This is a genomic window from Dyella japonica (assembly GCF_040545895.1).
Taxonomy (GTDB): Bacteria; Pseudomonadota; Gammaproteobacteria; order Xanthomonadales; family Rhodanobacteraceae; genus Dyella; species Dyella japonica_D.
This window is the reverse complement of the sequence record NZ_JBEPMU010000001.1, coordinates 353,503-370,783: the sequence shown is the minus strand read 5'-3', so window position 1 is coordinate 370,783 and position 17,281 is coordinate 353,503. Positions and strand designations below refer to the sequence as shown.

The window sequence follows — 17,281 nt, the reverse complement described above, 5'->3', positions numbered from 1 at the left end:
CAACATGCAGAAAGGACCCGGCCTGCTTCGGCGCCCTTCGCGAGCCCATGAGCGTCGACGCATCGTGATGCGCCGCGGACTATCGAGGGAAATGACACCCTGGCGGCAAAGAGTCGTCATCGAACAACTGACAGTCTCGACCGCGATGCTCATGTGCACAGCGAACGCTTGTAAGCGCGCGCTGTGCACGGCCATTCGCCATCCGCAATGTGGTATCCAAATGAAGCCGAGCTTGAGGCGCGCCGCACAATATCGGGGACTCGAGGCGCAGCTCAAGATTGCTGCCAAGCACATCCAGCATCATGGCCAAGGCTTTAGATAGACCGTTTTCAAGCCATGCCCACACCCCATGGGCGCCTTGAGTTCATCGACTACTCGGCTAAGTACCGCCGAGTCATCATTTCGGCAAGACCGTGCCCGGACAAGGGGCTCGGATGTCGCTCGTCGCGAGCCAGCCAACATCCGAGCAGGGTGAATGCAAGCACGCGCGTTGTTCCCACCATCGCCGTATCAACGCACCAAGCCGACGATCTTTCGATCCCTTCGCAGCATCCTGCGCACTACATCGTTGCCCCAGTCCGCCAATATCTGCAGACAAAGGTTGCAGGCCATAGGCCGCATCGGCTGTTTGATGAAGCATGGATCGATGATCGTTGCGGGCCACTAGCCGATTGCGATCGTGGCACGGAATTCGCATCACAGAGTCAGCCCTGATGCGATCCGCCAGAGGCTCTGTATCCGTCACTCCAAAATCTTGCGCTCATCATCGAGCTTCAAGTGTCCTGGGCGGCACAGATGCCCACATGGGCCGGTGCGGATCTCGCCCAATGATCCATCCATGCCTATCGGTGCCGCTTGAACGAAGCCAGAACACGCCAAAGCAACAACTCGCCGCCTCGTACAGGTCTCTTTCGCACGCTGGCTTGCCGCTCCAATAGTCGAATCGGTGCTTCAGGCAGCCGGGTCGGAACCCTCGCGGCATTGCGTTGGTCCGCGTCGCCATTGCTTTTGCGCGCAATCTCTTTCGGGTGGCTGGCTGTGTGGTTTGCGGGATTAAATCTGCGGCCGCTGGGTGAACCCGATGAGGCGCGTTACGCTGAGGTCGCGCGGGAGATGTTTGCCAGCGGCAATTGGCTCACACCCAAACTCGACGGCTTCAATTTCTTCGACAAACCAGCACTACAGTATTGGGCAAGCGCCCTTTTCTATAGTCTCTTTGGTGTGCATGAGTGGTCCGCCCGCCTATGGGTGGCGCTCACCGGACTCCTGGCTATGCTAGCCGTGGGTTGGGCCGGCAAACGTCTCTACGGCGCGCGAACAGGCTGGGTCGCGGCCGTCGTACTCGGCAGCACGCTGCTGTTCGTAGCTGGTGCCCATATCAACACCATGGACATGGGTGTCGCCGCATTCCTTACGGTAGCCATCTGTCTATTTCTTGTGGCGCAGTTTGATCCCGCCGCCGCGCGACAGCGCCAGTTGCTGAATCTTCTGGGATGGACAAGCGTGGCGCTTGCCGTGCTGTCAAAGGGACTGATTGGCCTTGTGTTGCCAGCCATCACGCTGGCGGTCTTTATGCTCTTGGAAAAGGATTGGAGCATCCTTCGTCGCATGACGATGGGTTGGGGATTGTGCGTTGTCCTATGCATCTGTGCTCCTTGGTTTGTCGCGATCAGCCTCAGGCATCCCGACTTCTTCGATTATTTCTTTATCAAGGAACACTTCAGCCGCTTTCTCACCAATGCTTACGACCGAGATCGTCAGTGGTGGTTCTTCATACCCGTCGTATTGCTCGGTCTGTTTCCATGGGCGGTTTTCCTTCCACTGAGTCGAAGTGGCTGGCGCAATGCCTTGGAATCGCGATCTGAGCGCTTCCTTCTCTGCTGGATTGTGGTCGTTCTCGTATTCTTCTCGGCATCTCATTCGAAACTTCCGTTCTACATTCTTCCGATCTTTCCGGCGTTGGCCATCTTGATCGCTCGGAGACTGTCAACACTTACCATCCGCGCTCTTGCATGGCGTTTCATGGGGATCAGTGCCTTGGCCGTAACGCTGGCGTTGATTGCGCTGGCGCTCACCATCAGCACCCGACACCTGTCCCAGCACATCGACATGCGCCCTGCCCAGATGTGGTTGATGCGCGGACTGGGCGCGCTGGCGATTGTTAGCGCAGCCTGCGCTTTCCTGCTCACGCGCAGGTTCAGTCCAGCAACGGTGGTGAGCCTGCTGGGATTCACAACCTTGCTCGTATGGCAGATGCTGTTTGCGAACATAGTGACCATCGCGAACAATCTTTCTGCCGCACCCGTGGCGCAGCTCATGCTGCCGAGAATGCATGCCAATACCGAGGTTTTTACCGTTCACGCGTATCTGCGAGGCCTGCCCTTCTATCTGCAGCGGGTAGTCACCGTTGCAGATGAGGATCCGGACGATCTCTTGGCCGGAGTGCCCTCTCGCCCCGAGGGTTTCGTGACCAACATCTCCGCATTTGAAGCACGATGGTCTAGCGCGCCGAGCGCCGTTGCCGTCGTCGATCCGCGCCTGCTTTCCAGTTTCCGTGCGGACAAATTACCCATGCGGATCATCGGCAGTACGTCGAGCGGCGTGGTCATCGAGCGCCCGCGCGACGCCACAACGCCATGACCTGCCGCCAGGAAAATGCCGGAGTCTACGCGCCCGTGCATCGCCACATGAAGGATGCTTCCGAGTGCACTCGACCCAAATTGATATCGTTGGTGATGCCCGCCTATAACGAACAAGGCACCCTCCGAGTGGCGTTCGACCGATTGGAAGATGTTTTCGCGGGCTCTCCGTACGAATGGGAGCTCGTCCTGGTGAATGATGGAAGCTCCGATGACACGCTCCTGGAAGCGACAACCTACCGGTCGCGAGCATTCCGAATGGTGGTCGTGGACCTGTCGCGCCATTTCGGTAAGGAGGCTGCCCTGAGCGCAGGCCTGCGCTCAGCATCCGGCGATGCAGTGATTCCCATGGATGCGGACTTGCAAGACCCTCCTGAACTCGTATTGGAGATGATCAGTCGCTGGGCCAAGGGTGCAGAAGTGGTTATTGCGCGCCGATCAGACCGCGGTTCCGACCTGTGGACGAAGCGTTTTTCGGCCGCCCTCTTCTACCGCGCGTTCAACATGATGTCGGACGTGGCCATTCCAGAGAACGTCGGCGACTTCAGATTGATGGATAGATCGGTCGTTGATGCCATCAATGGTCTTCCCGAGAACCGGCGCTTCATGAAGGGCTTGTTTGCATGGGCCGGATTCCGCACGGAAGAAATTGATTACGTCCGTCCATCGCGCGCTTCAGGCGCGACCAAATTCAACACGTTCCGACTGGTTAACCTTGCCATCGAGGGGGTCACTTCATTCTCGACGGCTCCGCTTCGTCTCGTGACCTATCTCGGCGTGAGCGTTGCGATCGCAGCGATGGCTTATGGTTGTTATATCGCTTTGCGAACTCTTATATACGGAGTTGAACTTCCGGGTTACGCATCAATTGTCTCCCTCCTGGCATTTCTTTCCGGCCTTCAATTGCTGGGGCTTGGAATCGTGGGCGAATATGTAGGGCGTAGCTACATGGAATCGAAGTCGCGTCCTCCGTATGTGATACGCGGGATCTTTCGTTCCGATGCCGGGTAGACGCATGCTGTCTCCGAAGCACTCGTACTGATCCACGCCTCAGCCACCCATGCGCGGCGCCCACAAATGGCCAGGCGGCCGTGCCGCGCCGCCAGCAGCCCCCATTCCCATGCGTGAGACCTTTGCCTTGATGAATCGTGATATGGCGGAGCAGGCGCGAAGTCAACTCGCCCTCTGCCCTGAGCCGCTCTAACCGGCGTGGCGTCTGTTGTAGCCAGATTGACTCTATCCCTATGGGCTGCGAGGAGGTCGTGTTATTCCCTGCCCCTTTGATCCGGTCCTTCGTAAAAATGCGTGCCCTCTCAATGATCGATTGCATCTCCCTACCCAGGCGGATCTAACGCTTTGATTGATCATTATCAATTCACGCGCATGGCGAAGGCGTAGGTTGCAAAAGGCCATCCGTCGAGGACCACTCGGGAGGAAGCGCGATGAAGAAGATGATCGCAACGGCCGGCCTCGTCGCCGTACTTGTTGGCAGTGCTGCCGCCTCACAAACGACGCAGAGCCTCGACCGACGTATCTTGCCGATAGCCGAGCCAGAAGCTGTTCACAGCACGATCCTGGACGCCCGCCATGCCACGCCGCCTCCGCGCTTCCTGGTCGATGCGCCCGAAGGCGCGCCCAACGTCCTGATCATCTTGGTCGACGACATGGGATTCGGCATGCCAAGCGCCTTCGGCGGCCCTGTCCACATGCCCACCGTGGAAAAGCTGGCAGGTGAAGGGCTGCGCTACAACGAGTTTCATACGACTGCCCTGTGTTCGCCGACACGTGCCGCCCTTCTTACCGGGCGCAATCATCACATGAACAACATGGGAAGCATCACGGAAACAGCGACGGCATTTCCCGGTGACACGGGACAGCGCCCCAACAACATCGCGCCCCTGGCCGAAGTCCTTCGGCTCAATGGCTACAGTACGGCCATGTTTGGAAAAAGCCATGAAACGGCGGCATGGGAGGTAAGTCCATCGGGCCCTACAGATCGCTGGCCCACGCGCTCAGGATTCGACGAGTTTTATGGCTTTATAGGCGGCGAGGCCGATCAATGGTCACCCAGTCTCTTCCATGGCATGAATCGCATCCCGACGCCGCATTATCCCGGTTATCACTTGATGACCGACATGACCAATCAGGCGATTACTTGGATGAAGTTCCAGAAGTCGCTCACGCCTAGGAAGCCATTCTTCATCTACTTCGCCCCGGGCGCTACGCATGCGCCGCATCACGTGTCGCCCGAGTGGATCGCCAAATATAAAGGCAAGTTTGATGAAGGCTGGGACAAATTGCGCGAAGAGACGCTTCGACGACAGATCGAACTGGGCGTAGTCCCCGCCGGCACCAAGCTCGCGGCAAAACCGGAAGCGATCAAGGATTGGGACAGGCTTTCGCCTGACGAGAAAAAGCTCTTTTCACATCAGATGGAAGTGTATGCCGCGTTCGGAGAATACGCAGACCATGAGATTGGCCGACTCCTTGATGCACTCAAGGAGACAGGCCAGTCCGACAACACACTGGTCTTCTACATCCTCGGCGACAACGGCACGAGCGCGGAAGGTGGAATGAACGGCATGTTCAACGAGTACACCTACTTCAATGGTGTGCAGGAAACCGTGCAGGACATGCTCAGGCACTACAACGAATGGGGTGGCGCAAGCACCTACCCACATATGGCGGCCGGCTGGGCCGTGGCAGGGGACACGCCGTTCACCTGGACCAAGCAAGTGGCGTCCAATTATGGAGGTACGCGCAATGGACTCGTTATCTCATGGCCCGGACACCTTGCAGAGACCCGGGTAGTGCGTAGTCAATGGCACCATGTGATCGACATTGCGCCAACGATACTCGAAGCGGCCAATCTTCCCCAGCCCACGAGCGTCAATGGCGTTGTTCAGGAGCCCATCGAAGGTGTAAGCATGGTCTACACCTTCAAGAAGGCAACCTCGCCAAGCACGCACAAGATTCAGTACTTCGAGATCTTCGGCAACCGCGGCATCTACAGCGATGGCTGGTTCGCCGGAACCATCCACAAGGCGCCATGGGAGGCGAAACCCAGGGGCGACCTCGAAAATGACAAGTGGGAGCTTTACGACACGCGCAGTGATTTCAGCCTGTCGAGTGACGTGGCTTCGTCCAATCCGAAGAAGCTTAAGGAAATGCAGGATTTGTTCATGCGCGAAGCCATTAAGTACCGTGTGCTGCCCATCGACGATCGCATGCTGGAGCGGACGAATGCCGCGCTAGTGGGGCGACCTGATCTGATGGGTGATCGCACGACACTGGTGCTTGGTGCTGGCATGAATGGCTTGACCGAGAATACCTTCATCAATACGAAGAACCGTTCCTTCACGATAACGGCCGACTTGGACATTCCGAAGGGCGGTGCTAAAGGCGTGATTCTTGCGCAAGGCGGCCGATTTGGCGGCTGGAGCCTGTATCTCAAGGATGGCCGGCCAACCTATTGCTACAACTTCCTCGGCCTCCATCAATACGTGATCTCCTCACCGAAGGCGTTGAGTGCCGGCAAGGTTACGGTTCGCATGGAATTTGCCTACGACGGCGGCGGCTTGGGCAAGGGCGGAGTCGCCACATTGTTCGTCAATGGAAGCAAGGTGGCGAGCGGCCGCATCGAGCAAACGCAACCATTCGCTTTCTCGGCCGACGAAACTGCTGGCGTGGGCGAAGACGACGCGACACCAGTCTCGGCGGATTATTCAGAAGGCGAAGACACCTTTACTGGCCAGATTGGCAAAGTCGCGATCGAAGTGAAGGCGTTGGGTTCGGGGGCCGCCCAGGAGAAGCTGGGCCAAGCGGACGCGACGCTCAAGAAGGCGGCATCCGATTGATATCTTCAAGCGATTCAGCGTGCTGAATATCCATAAATGGCAGGGGCGCTACTTGGCTATGCGCCCCTCACGACAATCACCCAATGCTCACATGCGCATCGAACTAAGAGGCGGCGATGGCTGCAGGCGAAGTCAGTTCCGACCTCCATCGCGATGGGGCATTGGAAAATGCACATATCCGAGAACCAAGTCCGCGGTGAAGCCGCGCCCTGGCCGCCGCCCAGGCTTCGACCTCGCGAACCGAGCAGAAATCTTCCATTCGACGAACGCATCAAGGTATGGATTGCAGATACACGGCCAGATCGATCATGTCCTCCGGGCTCAACTCACTGATCATCCCATGCATGACGGACGTTCTGCGCCGATCGTGCTGTTTGACTCTGAGCTGATATTGCAAATAGACCGCGTGCTGACCGGCGAGCCGAGGGAAGATGCCAACTCCCTCCGCATGTTGTCCGTGACATGTCATACAAGCTCCCCGACTTTCATTGCTCTGCTCAAACAGTGCCCTCCCCCTGGCTACTCGCTCGGGATCCCCGGGCGTTCCGGGGGCGGGTGGCTGCCGAGCGTAGTAGCCGGCGAGTGACGCCGCGGTCTCATCATCGATGTTGGCCGCCCTGCCCTGCATGATGTCGCGCGCGAGCAACTCGCTTCGCTCGTGTGTCCTGAAATCAAGAATCTCAGCCTTGAGATAGCTTGCGCGTTGTGCCGCTAGCCTCGGAACCCAGGGAAACGGGCTGTCCCCGCTGACGCCATGACAGCGCGCGCAGTCCTGGTTGGCCAGCTGGACAGCTTTTTTCTCGCCTTGCGTCGACATCTGTGCGAGCGCTAAAGAGGACATGAAAAAAGCCACTATGGCCACGTGAAGTTGACCAAAATTTCGACGTCTGTTCGAACTCATATCTGCGGTCCCGGCTTCGATGGCAACCGGCGTACATGAAGGTGCAATCGTGACTATCGTTGGACCAACCCCAGACCATCTAAAGTCCTAGAACCCTATGCTGCCTCTTTAGGGCCGAGTGAGCATTGACGACGCTCAATATCAAAGGTCGCACCGGCTGATAGCCACCCGCGTTGACATGCACTTATCTTCCTCGCGACCGTGGCAGCCCAGGGGGAGAATGACCTGCCGTCTGGATGAATGCGCCGCCCTGGTTTGAATTTTCATTGGCATAAGTCATGCGCAGGGCCAGCCTGCCCAGACGCTGCCAGCTAGCTCACAAGCCCGTCTCGGACATGTTCTGGTGCTGCGGTGGTGCGGCGCGATCACACCCCGCACTCGTATCCCAAAGAGAAGACGGTGTCATTGAGCAAGAGCAGAAATCGTTGATAACCGTCAATGTCGGTGACGTCAAAGAGCGGATGCTTGTGTCGTCCGGGTGCATGACCGGAACCGCGGGTGCTTGAGGCCGGCATCGTCTCTCGGCGGCATAGATGCCGCCGAAACGACGGACATCAATCTGTCCGCGCCCTATCCACGAATTCGTCAAAGGTGATCCATGCAAGCTCGTGACATTGCCATATCGCCCGTCGTCATTATTGATGCCGCGCAAAACGTGCATGCAGCGGCCGAATTGATGGAGCGGCACCTCGTTGGGTGCCTCGTCGTCACCGAATGCCTTGGCTCAGATCGAGTCCCCGTAGGGATGCTGACCGATCGGGATATTTGCGTGGCAGTCGCACACGATCTGATGGCTGGTACCCGATCCATACGATCCATCATGTCTCGTCGGCTTGTGACCTGCCGGCAGGAAACACCACTGGAGAATATCCTGGAGATGATGCGCGCCAATCACGTGCGAAGGCTGCCGGTTGTCGACGAAGGCGGCGCCCTCGCCGGCATCCTTACCGCAAGCGACGTGCTGAATGCGTTGTCCGAACTCATACGGCGGGCAGGAGAAGTGGCCTTGACCGAACCGGCCCTGAGGGACCGCCTGACGGCCACGCAAATTGCATGCGACGGACTGGCTAGCCCCGTCCCTTGATCCCGCACGCGGCGAGGTGACCCATGTCCCTATTGGAGCGGACGGCGCTGACGACCATGGCTGAAACGTGCCTGCTTCGCCGACTGGGCATTGACACGGGGGACGAGCGCGTCCTCTTCCTTCGCAGCGATTCTCCGATCTGCCAGAGCGAGGGATTCTCACCGCGAGCACGCATCCAGGTCCACGTGGGTGGCCGCGACCTGGTGACGATGCTCGACGTTGTTCATGGAGATCTGCTTGCAACCGACGAAGCCGGCCTGTCAGAGGCGGCCTGGTGTGAGCTCGCGCCAAAGCCAGGAGACAGGGCCTCATTTTCGCACGCGCCATCAGTAGAGTCGTTGGGTCTGATAAGGCGCAAGATCCACGGCCACGAACTGGATGACGAGCAGTTCGACACCATCATGGCCGACATGGTGAAACACCGGTATTCCAGCGTCGAACTCGCCGCGTTCGTATCCGCATGCAGTGGCGGGCGACTCAGCCAACGGGAAGTGGTGTCGCTGACCCGCTCGATGGTCGCAGGCGGAGCCCGATTGCACTGGACGCGCCATATTGTCGTCGACAAGCATTGCATCGGCGGCCTGCCTGGCAATCGCACGACACTTATCGTTGTCCCCATCCTGACCTCCCTGGGCATGTTGATGCCCAAGACGTCCTCCCGCGCCATTACATCGCCTGCAGGAACGGCCGACACGATGGAAACGCTGGCGCCCGTCAATCTCGATGTGCTGTCGATGCAGCGTGTCGTGGAGCGAACGGGCGGGTGCGTCGTGTGGGGGCAAAGCGCCCATCTCAGCCCGGCTGACGATGTGCTGATCCGCATCGAACGCATGCTCGATGTGGAGAGCGAGGGCCAGCTCGTCGCATCCGTGCTTTCCAAGAAGGTGGCGGCCGGCGCATCGCATGTAATCGTGGACATTCCAGTCGGCCCTACTGCCAAGGTGCGGACGCCAGGCGAGGCGCAAGCTCTCTGCGCATTGATGACCAAGGTCGCCGATGCGTTCGGCGTCCGGGTTCGCCCTCTCGTTACCGACGGGACTGCGCCCGTTGGCCGCGGCATCGGCCCTGCCCTTGAGGCGCACGATGTCTTGGCAGTGCTGCGGGGCGAGCACCTTTGTCCACGCGACCTGCGCGAGCGCGCCCTGTATCTTGCCGCACAGCTCTACGCATTTGCCAATGATTTGGAAGACGACCAGAAAGCCCTTCGCATCGTGACGCATGCGCTCGATAGCGGGGCCGCATGGAGCCAGTTCGTCACCATTTGCGAGGAACAGGGCGGCATGCGGACACCAGGAAAGGCAGCCTACCAACAACCGATTGAAGCGACAGCACAAGGTGTTGTCGGAATCATCGACAACCGGCGGCTGGCCAAAGTGGCGAAGTTGGCCGGGGCTCCGCATGTGCCGCTCGCAGGTGTCGCACTGGAAACCAGGCCCGGCCAGACGGTAAGCCGTCACGACCCGCTTTTCGTCATCCATGCGGAAACGAAAGGCCAGTTGGCATACGCGATGGCGTATGTGGCCGAGCACCCCGGCATTGTCGAGGTCAAGTACTCATGAACAGACTGATCTACACGTTTCCCGGAAACGATGATCTGTCCGCGCTGCTGGCCCTTCGCTGCCACCGCCAGACCATGGCGATGAAGGTGCATGGCTTTCCGGACGGTGAAACGCTGGTGACAGTACAGGAGCCAACCGCTGGCGCCGATATCGTGCTGGTGTGCACGCTTGATCATCCGGATGCGAAACTGGCGCCGTTGCTCATGGCTGCCGATACGCTGCGCGAATTTCGGCCCAGGCGGCTGACACTGGTTGCTGCGTACCTTCCCTACATGCGTCAAGACGCGAGATTTCATCCAGGTGAGGCGGTTACGTCACGGCTGTTTGGGTCCTGGCTTGGCGCACACTTCGACGTCGTCGTCACGGTCGATCCCCACCTGCACCGCCATGCCACCCTCACCCAGGTTGGCATTCGCAACGGCATCGTTGCCCATGCCGCCGCCCCCATAGCTGCCTGGATCCGCCGGCACGTACGCCGACCCGTGATCGTCGGGCCGGACAGCGAAAGCCTGCCATGGGTATCGGATGTGGCAGCTCGGCTGGCCGCGCCACACTTCATCGCCAGCAAGCGACGAGCCGATGACACGCACGTACGGCTCTCACTTCCCGCGGAGGCCGCCAGCCTGGTGCGCACCTTTCACCCCGTGTTGCTCGACGACATCGTTTCCAGCGGATGTACCATGGCCGAGTGCGTCAGGAGCCTTTTGGAAGCGGGCTCGTTATCGCCGACCTGCATCGCCATCCACGGCGTGTTTGCGCCCGGAGCGCGCGAACTAATCAGCCAGGTCGGCGCGGACATGATCGTGACTACCAATACCATCGAGGGCCGGGAATCGCGTATCGACATCTCGGGAAGCCTGGCAGCCGCGATGGAATCGATTCCTCTTCTGGAAACGGCGGAGCACCTGGGCACCCTGGAGACGTGACAGGCCGGCGCTCATCCGTCGTGCAGCGCCGAGGTTTGCGCGCGCTCAGTGGGGTCGTTCACACGACCTCGTCGAGTCCATCAATCCAGCGGGTCCACGGCGCGCGTTTCGTCGATGTGAAATACGACATCGAACTGGGCCGGCAATGACGCATGGAGATAATGACTCTCGCGCTCGGATTGCGGCAGATAGAGCACGCCAATGGCGCGCTCCAACTGAGGCCCTGCCAAGGGCTGTGCCCACTGGCTTTTCAGGGGAAGATAGAAGCCCAGGAGTTTCGTCCGATAGAAGAGTTCCTCGTAGCTACCGCTCATGGCCGGCTTTACGCGCTGAAAGCGCACATCGCCGTCCCATTTCTCTGCCGCGGCGACCGTGCCTGTGTACGTGGTGAAGCCGATGAGAAGGGCGTCCCCCATCTGGCCACGCTCCCGCACGAGTTGGCCAACATTGTGCTCGCCACCCAGGGACATGTCCGTGGCTCTTGCGTCGCCGACATGAGAATTGTGTGCCCACACCAGGATTCGCCCACGGCCTCCTTGATGCTGCAGGTGGCGTTGAAGCGCGAAAAGGGTATGCACCATATGGGCGTCGCGCAGGTTCCAACTCGCGACGCGTGAGCCAAACATGGCGCGGTAATAGGTTTCCGCATGAGCCACCACATAGGCATTGCGCTCGGCAAAGAAATAGTCATCCGTGGCCGTGGGACCATCATTGCGTTGATAGTCCTTCGCACGCGCGACCATCTCGCACAATTGTTCGCGAACGGCGGCGCTGCAATCGGGGCGCAGACCCATGGCAGCTTCGTAACCGTACCGTTGAGGGTCCCGTACGTGATCGAGCGCTGCATACTGATGCCGCGCTATCTCAGCCTGTTCGTAGTCGACCTTTTCCAGGTAGCCGATCACGGCATCCGCGGATCGATATAAGCTGTACATATCCATGCCATAAAAGCCCACCCGATCCTTGAGCGGGCGATCAGCGTTGTACGTTCTCAGCCAGCCGGCAAACTCTTCGACGACGGCGTTCCGCCACATCCACCTGGGAAAGCGTTGAAAGTCCCCGAGCGCCTCCAGCGCGCTATCGTCATGATTGACGCCACGCACGTAGCGGTTGACCCGGTAGCAATCCGGCCAGTCGCCCTCCACGGCAATGGCCTCAAATCCCTTCTCGTCAATGAGGCGGCGGCTGATGTCGGCACGCATCTGATAGAACTCATGCGTGCCGTGGGTTGCCTCACCGATCAACACCAGTGAGCATTCACCTGCCCGCTCCACCACATCGTCATAGTCGGCGGAATCGCCGTTCAGCCTCTGCGCGTGCGATCGAACAAGGTCCAGCTGGGATCTCTCGGACGCCGGCATGATGAATGCCCACCATTCGGAATGATGTCGTCGAGCGCGAAAACGCCCTGCCAGTCATTCAATTCACAGCGATCTTCCGAGCGTTTCCATCGCTCTTTTTGGGCAGCGTCAGCGAGAGGACGCCATTGTCGTAATGAGCCTGCGCCTTTTCGCCAGCGACGTCCGTCGGCAGCGCAAACGAGCGGGTGGCCTGGCCCAAGGAACGCTCCGTCACGATGGCTCGGGAACCTTCCTTCTGCTCCTTCTCGCGCGTATACGAAGCGCTGATGGACACCTGGTTTCCATCGACGGAAACTTCGATGTCCTCCTTCTTCACGCCAGGAATGTCTGCCTTGACGTGGTAGGCGCCGTCATCCTCTGTAATGTCGATACGGACATCGGGCACGATGTCAGTGCTGTTCCAGGTAGGCCGCAGCGCCGGATTGCGGAAGAACTCGTCGAACTCTCCGAAGGGGTCGACGCGAGTCAGCGATTTGAAGGGGTACCAACGTGTCATGGTATTCATAAGCCAAGTGCTCCGCAAAGTTGAGAGATCGACCTCCTGGTCCTTGCCGGCGCCCGCGGACGCCGCTTGCGTTCCAGTGCTTGAATGATAGAAGGACCGAAGCGCCCCCTATTGATGGCTGTCAATAGAACTCATCAGCTGCCGCATGCTCAAAGCCAGCGCGTAAACCAATCTGCGGCCAGCACGGCGACGCGCTCGAGCGCTCCCTTTTCTTCGAACAAGTGCGTGGCGCCGGGCACAAGAACCAATTCGACGTGATTGGACATGGACGATAGGCAGGCACGATTGAGCGCAACGAGGTCGCTGTCGGCACTGCCAACGATCAACAGCGTCGGCGACGCAATACGCGACAGCAGCTCCCGGGGTGTAAGGTCCGGACGCCCGCCCCTGGATACTACGGCGCGGATGTCGTCGCGCCGCGCGGCCACCATCAAAGCGGCCGCGGCCCCCGTACTGGCTCCAAACAATCCTCGCGGCAACGCCTGGACCGCGAGCTCCCTGTCAAGGCAATGCACTACGGTATCGAGGCGACGTCCCAGCGTGGCGATGTCGAATCGATTGGAGACGGCGCGATCTTCGTCGGTGCTCAGCAGATCGAAAAGAAGTGTGGCAAACCCTCGATGCTGCAGAACGGACGCCACATAGCGATTGCGTTCGCTCTTCCGGCCGCTGCCGCTGCCATGGGCAAAGATCACAACGCCGCGTGCGTGTGATGGAATGTGCAGATCGCCTTCGAGGCAAGCGCCATCCACGAAGAACTGCATGGATCGGCGGCAACCGACTTCCGATTTGTCGCCCTGACCGCAGAGGCGAAGCAGGTCAACGACCTGCTCGTCTTCTACCGGCAGGAAGTTTTCGTAGTATTGCCCTACCGACCGGAAGGACGTCGGTGCGGATAGGCAAACCACATCGTCGGCCAAACCCTCCAGCGAGGTCAGGCTGCGCGGCGACGCCACGGGCACCGCGCAGACGAGCCGCAAGGGGTGATGGTTGCGTACGGCGGTCAGCGCTGCCCGCATGGTGGCTCCCGTTGCCAAGCCGTCATCCACTACGACCACGATGCGGTCCTTCGGGTCGACGGGCGTGCGATGCGGGCTATACAGGCGGCGGCGCTGCCTTATGACTTCGAGCTGGCGCGCCCCTTCCCGCTGCACATATGCAGCATCCGCGCCCACCCGTCCGGCGTAGTCGGCCAATTCGACGCGGCCGGATTCGTCGATGGCGCCCACTGCAAACTCTTCGTGATCCGGCGCCCCGATCTTTCGTACCAGTACGACATCCAGATCGCCCTCAAGCTGATCGGCGACGACGCGAGCCACAGCCACACCACCGCGCGGAATGCCCAGTATCAGTGGGCGTTTTCCCTTCAATGGTCCGAGCGCCCGGGCCAGTTGAAGGCCGGCATCGCGGCGATCGACAAGTATGCGGCCATCGTGAACAAGAGGCACAACACTCCTCCTGCCGATTCCATCGTCGGCAAAGGCGGCGAAGTACATGGCTATCGCCGCCTGTGACACAGGTTTTCAGCAAGACGACACGCGCCTTTCGGCGCACCTATGAATGGTCAGGTGACGATAAGGTTATCGACCACGCTCTTCACACCGGGTGCGCTCCACGCAGCCTGCTCGATGATCTCGCGTTCCGCCAAGGAGTCGACCTTGCCCGAAAGCGTGACGGTGCTCTTATTCACACCTACGGTGATCGCAGACGCATCGACATGAGCGCGTCGATACAAGGCCGCTTCAATTTTTGTCTTGATATTGCGAGGTTCGACGGGCGGGCTGATCGCGATCTGGTTGATCACGCCCTTGACGCCGAGCAGCCCTCTCACGGCCCTGTCCGCGGCCTCCCGAATGAATGCCCAAGGCACGTCGCCGGACAGCGTCACCCAGCCCTTTTCAACCACGATCTTGACAGCGTCCTTCGGAATGGAGGCGTTCCAGTCGATGACATTCTTCGCCGCCGTGGCAATGTCAGTGTCCGTGCGGGAAAGGCTTGCATTCAAGGCCACTTCGAGGTCCATGGCGAGACTCCGCACACCCGACACGCGCTTCACGGCACGCTCGGCGGCCCATTTTTCAGTGTAACTGTCGACCTTGCCCTCCAAGGTGACAACGCCATCCTTAACTTCCACGCCGATGCGGCTGGCATTTACCGAGGGTTCCCAGTCCAGCTCTTCCAATACGTCTTCTTGCAGTTCGCGGTCAGTCTTCATGGCTACCTCCAGCGTTCGACGTTCGATGTTTGACGTCGATCAATGTAGGCACGTGCTGCCCGGACGTTATTGACCGCCATCAATTCGGGGAAGCGTGGAGGTGAAGGCTTGCGATACATCCGGATATTGGTTGCGCGGATTCCACAGCATCCAGCCATCCGAACCGAGGGCAACGGCGGCCTCCATCTGGGACCTGAGCTCGTCCCTTCCGAACGGCCGCCTATCGAATGCGTAGTCGCGAAAGGCCTGCAACCAAGGGCGGAAGCGTACGCCAGGAAGCCCCGTCCTGGCTTGTGCCTGTGCGAGCGAACGCCGCACGATCTGCCCCGGATCGTCGGTCGGCTTGGCCAACCCTTCGATGCCCCAGGTGAAGCTCGATGGATAGAGCATGGGCGAGATGTAATCCACCCGCTCGCCTAGATCCTCCAACTGCTGGCCGATGCCGGTGTCGTTCCGGTTCCAGCATACGTAGCCGAAAATGTCGGCGGACAAAAAGACGTTGTAGGGCGCCAGCTTTTCCCGCATGGCTTGCAGAAAGGAGCCGATCATCCGTGTGCGGCTCTCTTTTGTATTGGGCTGGGTAAAAACCAGGCCCTGGGCGTCCGGAAATCGCACGTAGTCGAACTGAATCTCGTCGAACCCCAACAGCGCCACCTCTTCGGCCAGCGCAGCATAGTGTCCCCATGCTTGTTCGTTCGACGGATCAATCCACCGTGACTGTTCATTGTCGCGCCATGGCCCACCATCAGCGCGGCGGACAGCCCACTCAGGATGCGCGGCGGCCAGTGGCTCATCCTTGAACGTCACGATCCGGGCGATCAGGTACACCCCTTGTTCCCGCAAGGAGCCAATGAGCACGCCAAGGTCGCGCATGGCCGGCATGGGCGAATGCGCCTGAGCGCCCCAATCAATCCTGGCATGGCTGCGGTACGACGTTTGCCCACGGTCACCCTTGACGTCGATGACCAGCGCGTTGATCACACCTTCGTCGATCAGTTTGAACACTGGCTCGCGAATAGATCCATTGGCAACGCCATACGTGGACAGGTAAACGGCGCGCGGCCGAAACGAGTGCATATGGAAGATGACCGGTTCTTCCGTTGCGTATCGGTGTTCCGCCCGATAACCAGGCGCGCGGACTTGGACGAGATCGCTATCCGTATCGACCGCGAACTCTCCGTGCGTGCCCACTGGCCACACCCGCCCCTGGATCGTCACCAGGGCGTCCGGCACCGGCAAACCTGTCGCCGCGTCTAGCACACGCCCCGTCACCGTCGATCCGACCACGGCGTACGACATAAGGCACGCCAGCGATCCGACCATTAGCCGCATCCACCGCCTCATCGTCACTGTCCGTCCGTTGCTGCGGCACTTTCCAGTGGATGGAAGAAATGATCGAGGGCAGCGGCGTCGCCCACATCCGGCATGGTGATACGTGGCATTGCGAGCAGCGGATCGCGCTTGCTCAGCCGCCGGTTTCCCAGTGCAAATCCGGCCACATAGCCTTCCCTTGACGCGATGCTCTCCAGCGCTTCGTCATGTATGCCGAAAGGCCACGCGATGAAATCGACCTGCCCGCCCACGCGGTTTTCGATCAGCATTCGGGACTGGCTCAGTTGATCCGCCACAAAGACACGATACGCCGCGGGCGTCAACCGGCGCCGCTCGGTCTTGAAATTGGGATGCCAAACCGTGTGCGACTGGATGTCGAAGAGTCCCGTATCACGCAGGATGCTGAGCTGGTCCCAGGTCATGGCGTAGGACGCATTCGATATGGCCGACGGGTAGATGAAAAGCGTGACGGGAATCTGATTGGCCTTGATCACCGGCTGCAGGATGTCGAAGGTGGAGCGGTGACCGTCATCGACGGTGAACACCGCTGTTTTGCAAGGTAGCTCGACGACCAACCCCTTGCGCCACCCGACGACCTCGCGAAGCGATCGGAATTCATATCCGCGATGCCTGAGATAAGCCAGCTGGGCAAGCAGGTTCTCGAAACGGACGGTGGTTTCTCCGGTCGCGCCAGTCGAAAAGCGGTGATAGAGAAGAATGACGATCTCCTCTTTTCCGCGACATGTTTCGGCGGCCACGGGATCATCGGCTCGCGCGGAAGGTGTCCACATCGAAAAAAAGATGAGAGAGGCGACCAACCATATGGTCACGAGGCGACCATTCCACACGCTCCTGCCGCCGCGGAAGACGGCCCCGCTGCTAGCGCGCTTGCCGGGCAGCAT

The 17,281-nt window shown here is 59.7% G+C and carries 13 protein-coding genes; 6 read left to right on the top strand and 7 right to left on the bottom strand.

The features are described from left to right. The first annotated feature begins 855 nt into the window (after positions 1 to 855). From ABIC75_RS01690 to ABIC75_RS01680, 3 genes are all read left to right on the top strand, one after another. A complete protein-coding gene (locus ABIC75_RS01690; RefSeq protein WP_354012134.1) occupies positions 856 to 2,640 on the top strand; it encodes a glycosyltransferase family 39 protein in 1,785 nt (594 codons plus the stop codon). Next, positions 2,637 to 3,650: a glycosyltransferase family 2 protein gene (locus tag ABIC75_RS01685; RefSeq protein ID WP_354012133.1), complete on the top strand. Its 1,014-nt coding sequence runs from the start codon at positions 2,637 to 2,639 to the stop codon at positions 3,648 to 3,650. The genes ABIC75_RS01690 and ABIC75_RS01685 overlap by 4 nt, the downstream gene beginning before the upstream one ends. Positions 3,651 to 4,081: 431 nt before the next feature. Beyond that, positions 4,082 to 6,496, top strand: coding sequence for an arylsulfatase (locus ABIC75_RS01680; RefSeq protein WP_354012132.1), 2,415 nt, complete (start codon positions 4,082 to 4,084; stop codon positions 6,494 to 6,496). A 271-nt stretch (positions 6,497 to 6,767) separates the two neighbouring features. On the opposite strand, the gene ABIC75_RS01675 is transcribed toward ABIC75_RS01680, so the two are convergent. Beyond that, positions 6,768 to 7,397, bottom strand: a complete 630-nt coding sequence (locus ABIC75_RS01675) for a c-type cytochrome (protein ID WP_354012131.1) — start codon at positions 7,395 to 7,397, stop codon at positions 6,768 to 6,770. 598 nt (positions 7,398 to 7,995) lie between these two features. On the opposite strand from ABIC75_RS01675, the gene ABIC75_RS01670 reads away from it, so the two are divergent. The 3 genes from ABIC75_RS01670 to prs are packed head-to-tail and all read left to right on the top strand — an operon-like array spanning position 7,996 to position 10,966. After that, positions 7,996 to 8,481, top strand: coding sequence for a CBS domain-containing protein (locus ABIC75_RS01670; RefSeq protein WP_354012130.1), 486 nt, complete (start codon positions 7,996 to 7,998; stop codon positions 8,479 to 8,481). A 23-nt stretch (positions 8,482 to 8,504) separates the two neighbouring features. After that, positions 8,505 to 10,040: a thymidine phosphorylase family protein gene (locus tag ABIC75_RS01665; RefSeq protein WP_354012129.1), complete on the top strand. Its 1,536-nt coding sequence runs from the start codon at positions 8,505 to 8,507 to the stop codon at positions 10,038 to 10,040. After that, positions 10,037 to 10,966 (top strand): ribose-phosphate diphosphokinase, encoded by a 930-nt coding sequence (gene prs, locus ABIC75_RS01660; protein ID WP_354012128.1) that lies wholly within the window; start codon positions 10,037 to 10,039, stop codon positions 10,964 to 10,966. The genes ABIC75_RS01665 and prs overlap by 4 nt, the downstream gene beginning before the upstream one ends. Before the next feature lie 80 nt (positions 10,967 to 11,046). Here prs and ABIC75_RS01655 read toward each other — a convergent pair whose 3' ends face one another. From ABIC75_RS01655 to ABIC75_RS01630, 6 genes are all read right to left on the bottom strand, one after another. Continuing rightward, a complete protein-coding gene (locus ABIC75_RS01655) occupies positions 11,047 to 12,327 on the bottom strand; it encodes an erythromycin esterase family protein (RefSeq protein ID WP_354012127.1) in 1,281 nt (426 codons plus the stop codon). Between the two features lie 58 nt (positions 12,328 to 12,385). Next, positions 12,386 to 12,832, bottom strand: a complete 447-nt coding sequence (locus ABIC75_RS01650) for an Hsp20/alpha crystallin family protein (protein ID WP_354012126.1) — start codon at positions 12,830 to 12,832, stop codon at positions 12,386 to 12,388. A 149-nt stretch (positions 12,833 to 12,981) separates the two neighbouring features. Next, the gene (locus tag ABIC75_RS01645) at positions 12,982 to 14,328 is read right to left on the bottom strand and encodes an alpha/beta family hydrolase (RefSeq protein ID WP_354012125.1); all 1,347 of its coding nucleotides are present in this window, start codon (positions 14,326 to 14,328) and stop codon (positions 12,982 to 12,984) included. Positions 14,329 to 14,396: 68 nt separating this feature from the next. After that, positions 14,397 to 15,047 carry a BON domain-containing protein gene (locus tag ABIC75_RS01640; protein WP_354012124.1) on the bottom strand — a complete coding sequence of 217 codons (651 nt, stop codon included), beginning with the start codon at positions 15,045 to 15,047 and terminating at the stop codon, positions 14,397 to 14,399. Positions 15,048 to 15,113: 66 nt separating this feature from the next. Beyond that, on the bottom strand, positions 15,114 to 16,346 hold the full coding sequence (locus tag ABIC75_RS01635; RefSeq protein WP_354012123.1) for a putative glycoside hydrolase: 1,233 nt from the start codon (positions 16,344 to 16,346) through the stop codon (positions 15,114 to 15,116). Positions 16,347 to 16,393: 47 nt separating this feature from the next. Next, positions 16,394 to 17,281 carry a polysaccharide deacetylase family protein gene (locus ABIC75_RS01630; RefSeq protein ID WP_354012122.1) on the bottom strand — a complete coding sequence of 296 codons (888 nt, stop codon included), beginning with the start codon at positions 17,279 to 17,281 and terminating at the stop codon, positions 16,394 to 16,396.

Coding starts and splice junctions, on each gene's coding strand:
- ABIC75_RS01685 (WP_354012133.1), top strand. CDS start 2,637: ATGACCTGCCGCCAGGAAAATGCCGGAGTCTACGCGCCCGTGCATCGC.
- ABIC75_RS01680 (WP_354012132.1), top strand. CDS start 4,082: ATGAAGAAGATGATCGCAACGGCCGGCCTCGTCGCCGTACTTGTTGGC.
- ABIC75_RS01675 (WP_354012131.1), bottom strand. CDS start 7,397: ATGAGTTCGAACAGACGTCGAAATTTTGGTCAACTTCACGTGGCCATA.
- ABIC75_RS01670 (WP_354012130.1), top strand. CDS start 7,996: ATGCAAGCTCGTGACATTGCCATATCGCCCGTCGTCATTATTGATGCC.
- ABIC75_RS01665 (WP_354012129.1), top strand. CDS start 8,505: ATGTCCCTATTGGAGCGGACGGCGCTGACGACCATGGCTGAAACGTGC.
- prs (WP_354012128.1), top strand. CDS start 10,037: ATGAACAGACTGATCTACACGTTTCCCGGAAACGATGATCTGTCCGCG.
- ABIC75_RS01655 (WP_354012127.1), bottom strand. CDS start 12,327: ATGCCGGCGTCCGAGAGATCCCAGCTGGACCTTGTTCGATCGCACGCG.
- ABIC75_RS01650 (WP_354012126.1), bottom strand. CDS start 12,832: ATGAATACCATGACACGTTGGTACCCCTTCAAATCGCTGACTCGCGTC.
- ABIC75_RS01645 (WP_354012125.1), bottom strand. CDS start 14,328: ATGTACTTCGCCGCCTTTGCCGACGATGGAATCGGCAGGAGGAGTGTT.
- ABIC75_RS01640 (WP_354012124.1), bottom strand. CDS start 15,047: ATGAAGACTGACCGCGAACTGCAAGAAGACGTATTGGAAGAGCTGGAC.
- ABIC75_RS01635 (WP_354012123.1), bottom strand. CDS start 16,346: ATGTCGTACGCCGTGGTCGGATCGACGGTGACGGGGCGTGTGCTAGAC.
- ABIC75_RS01630 (WP_354012122.1), bottom strand. CDS start 17,281: ATGCTGCCCGGCAAGCGCGCTAGCAGCGGGGCCGTCTTCCGCGGCGGC.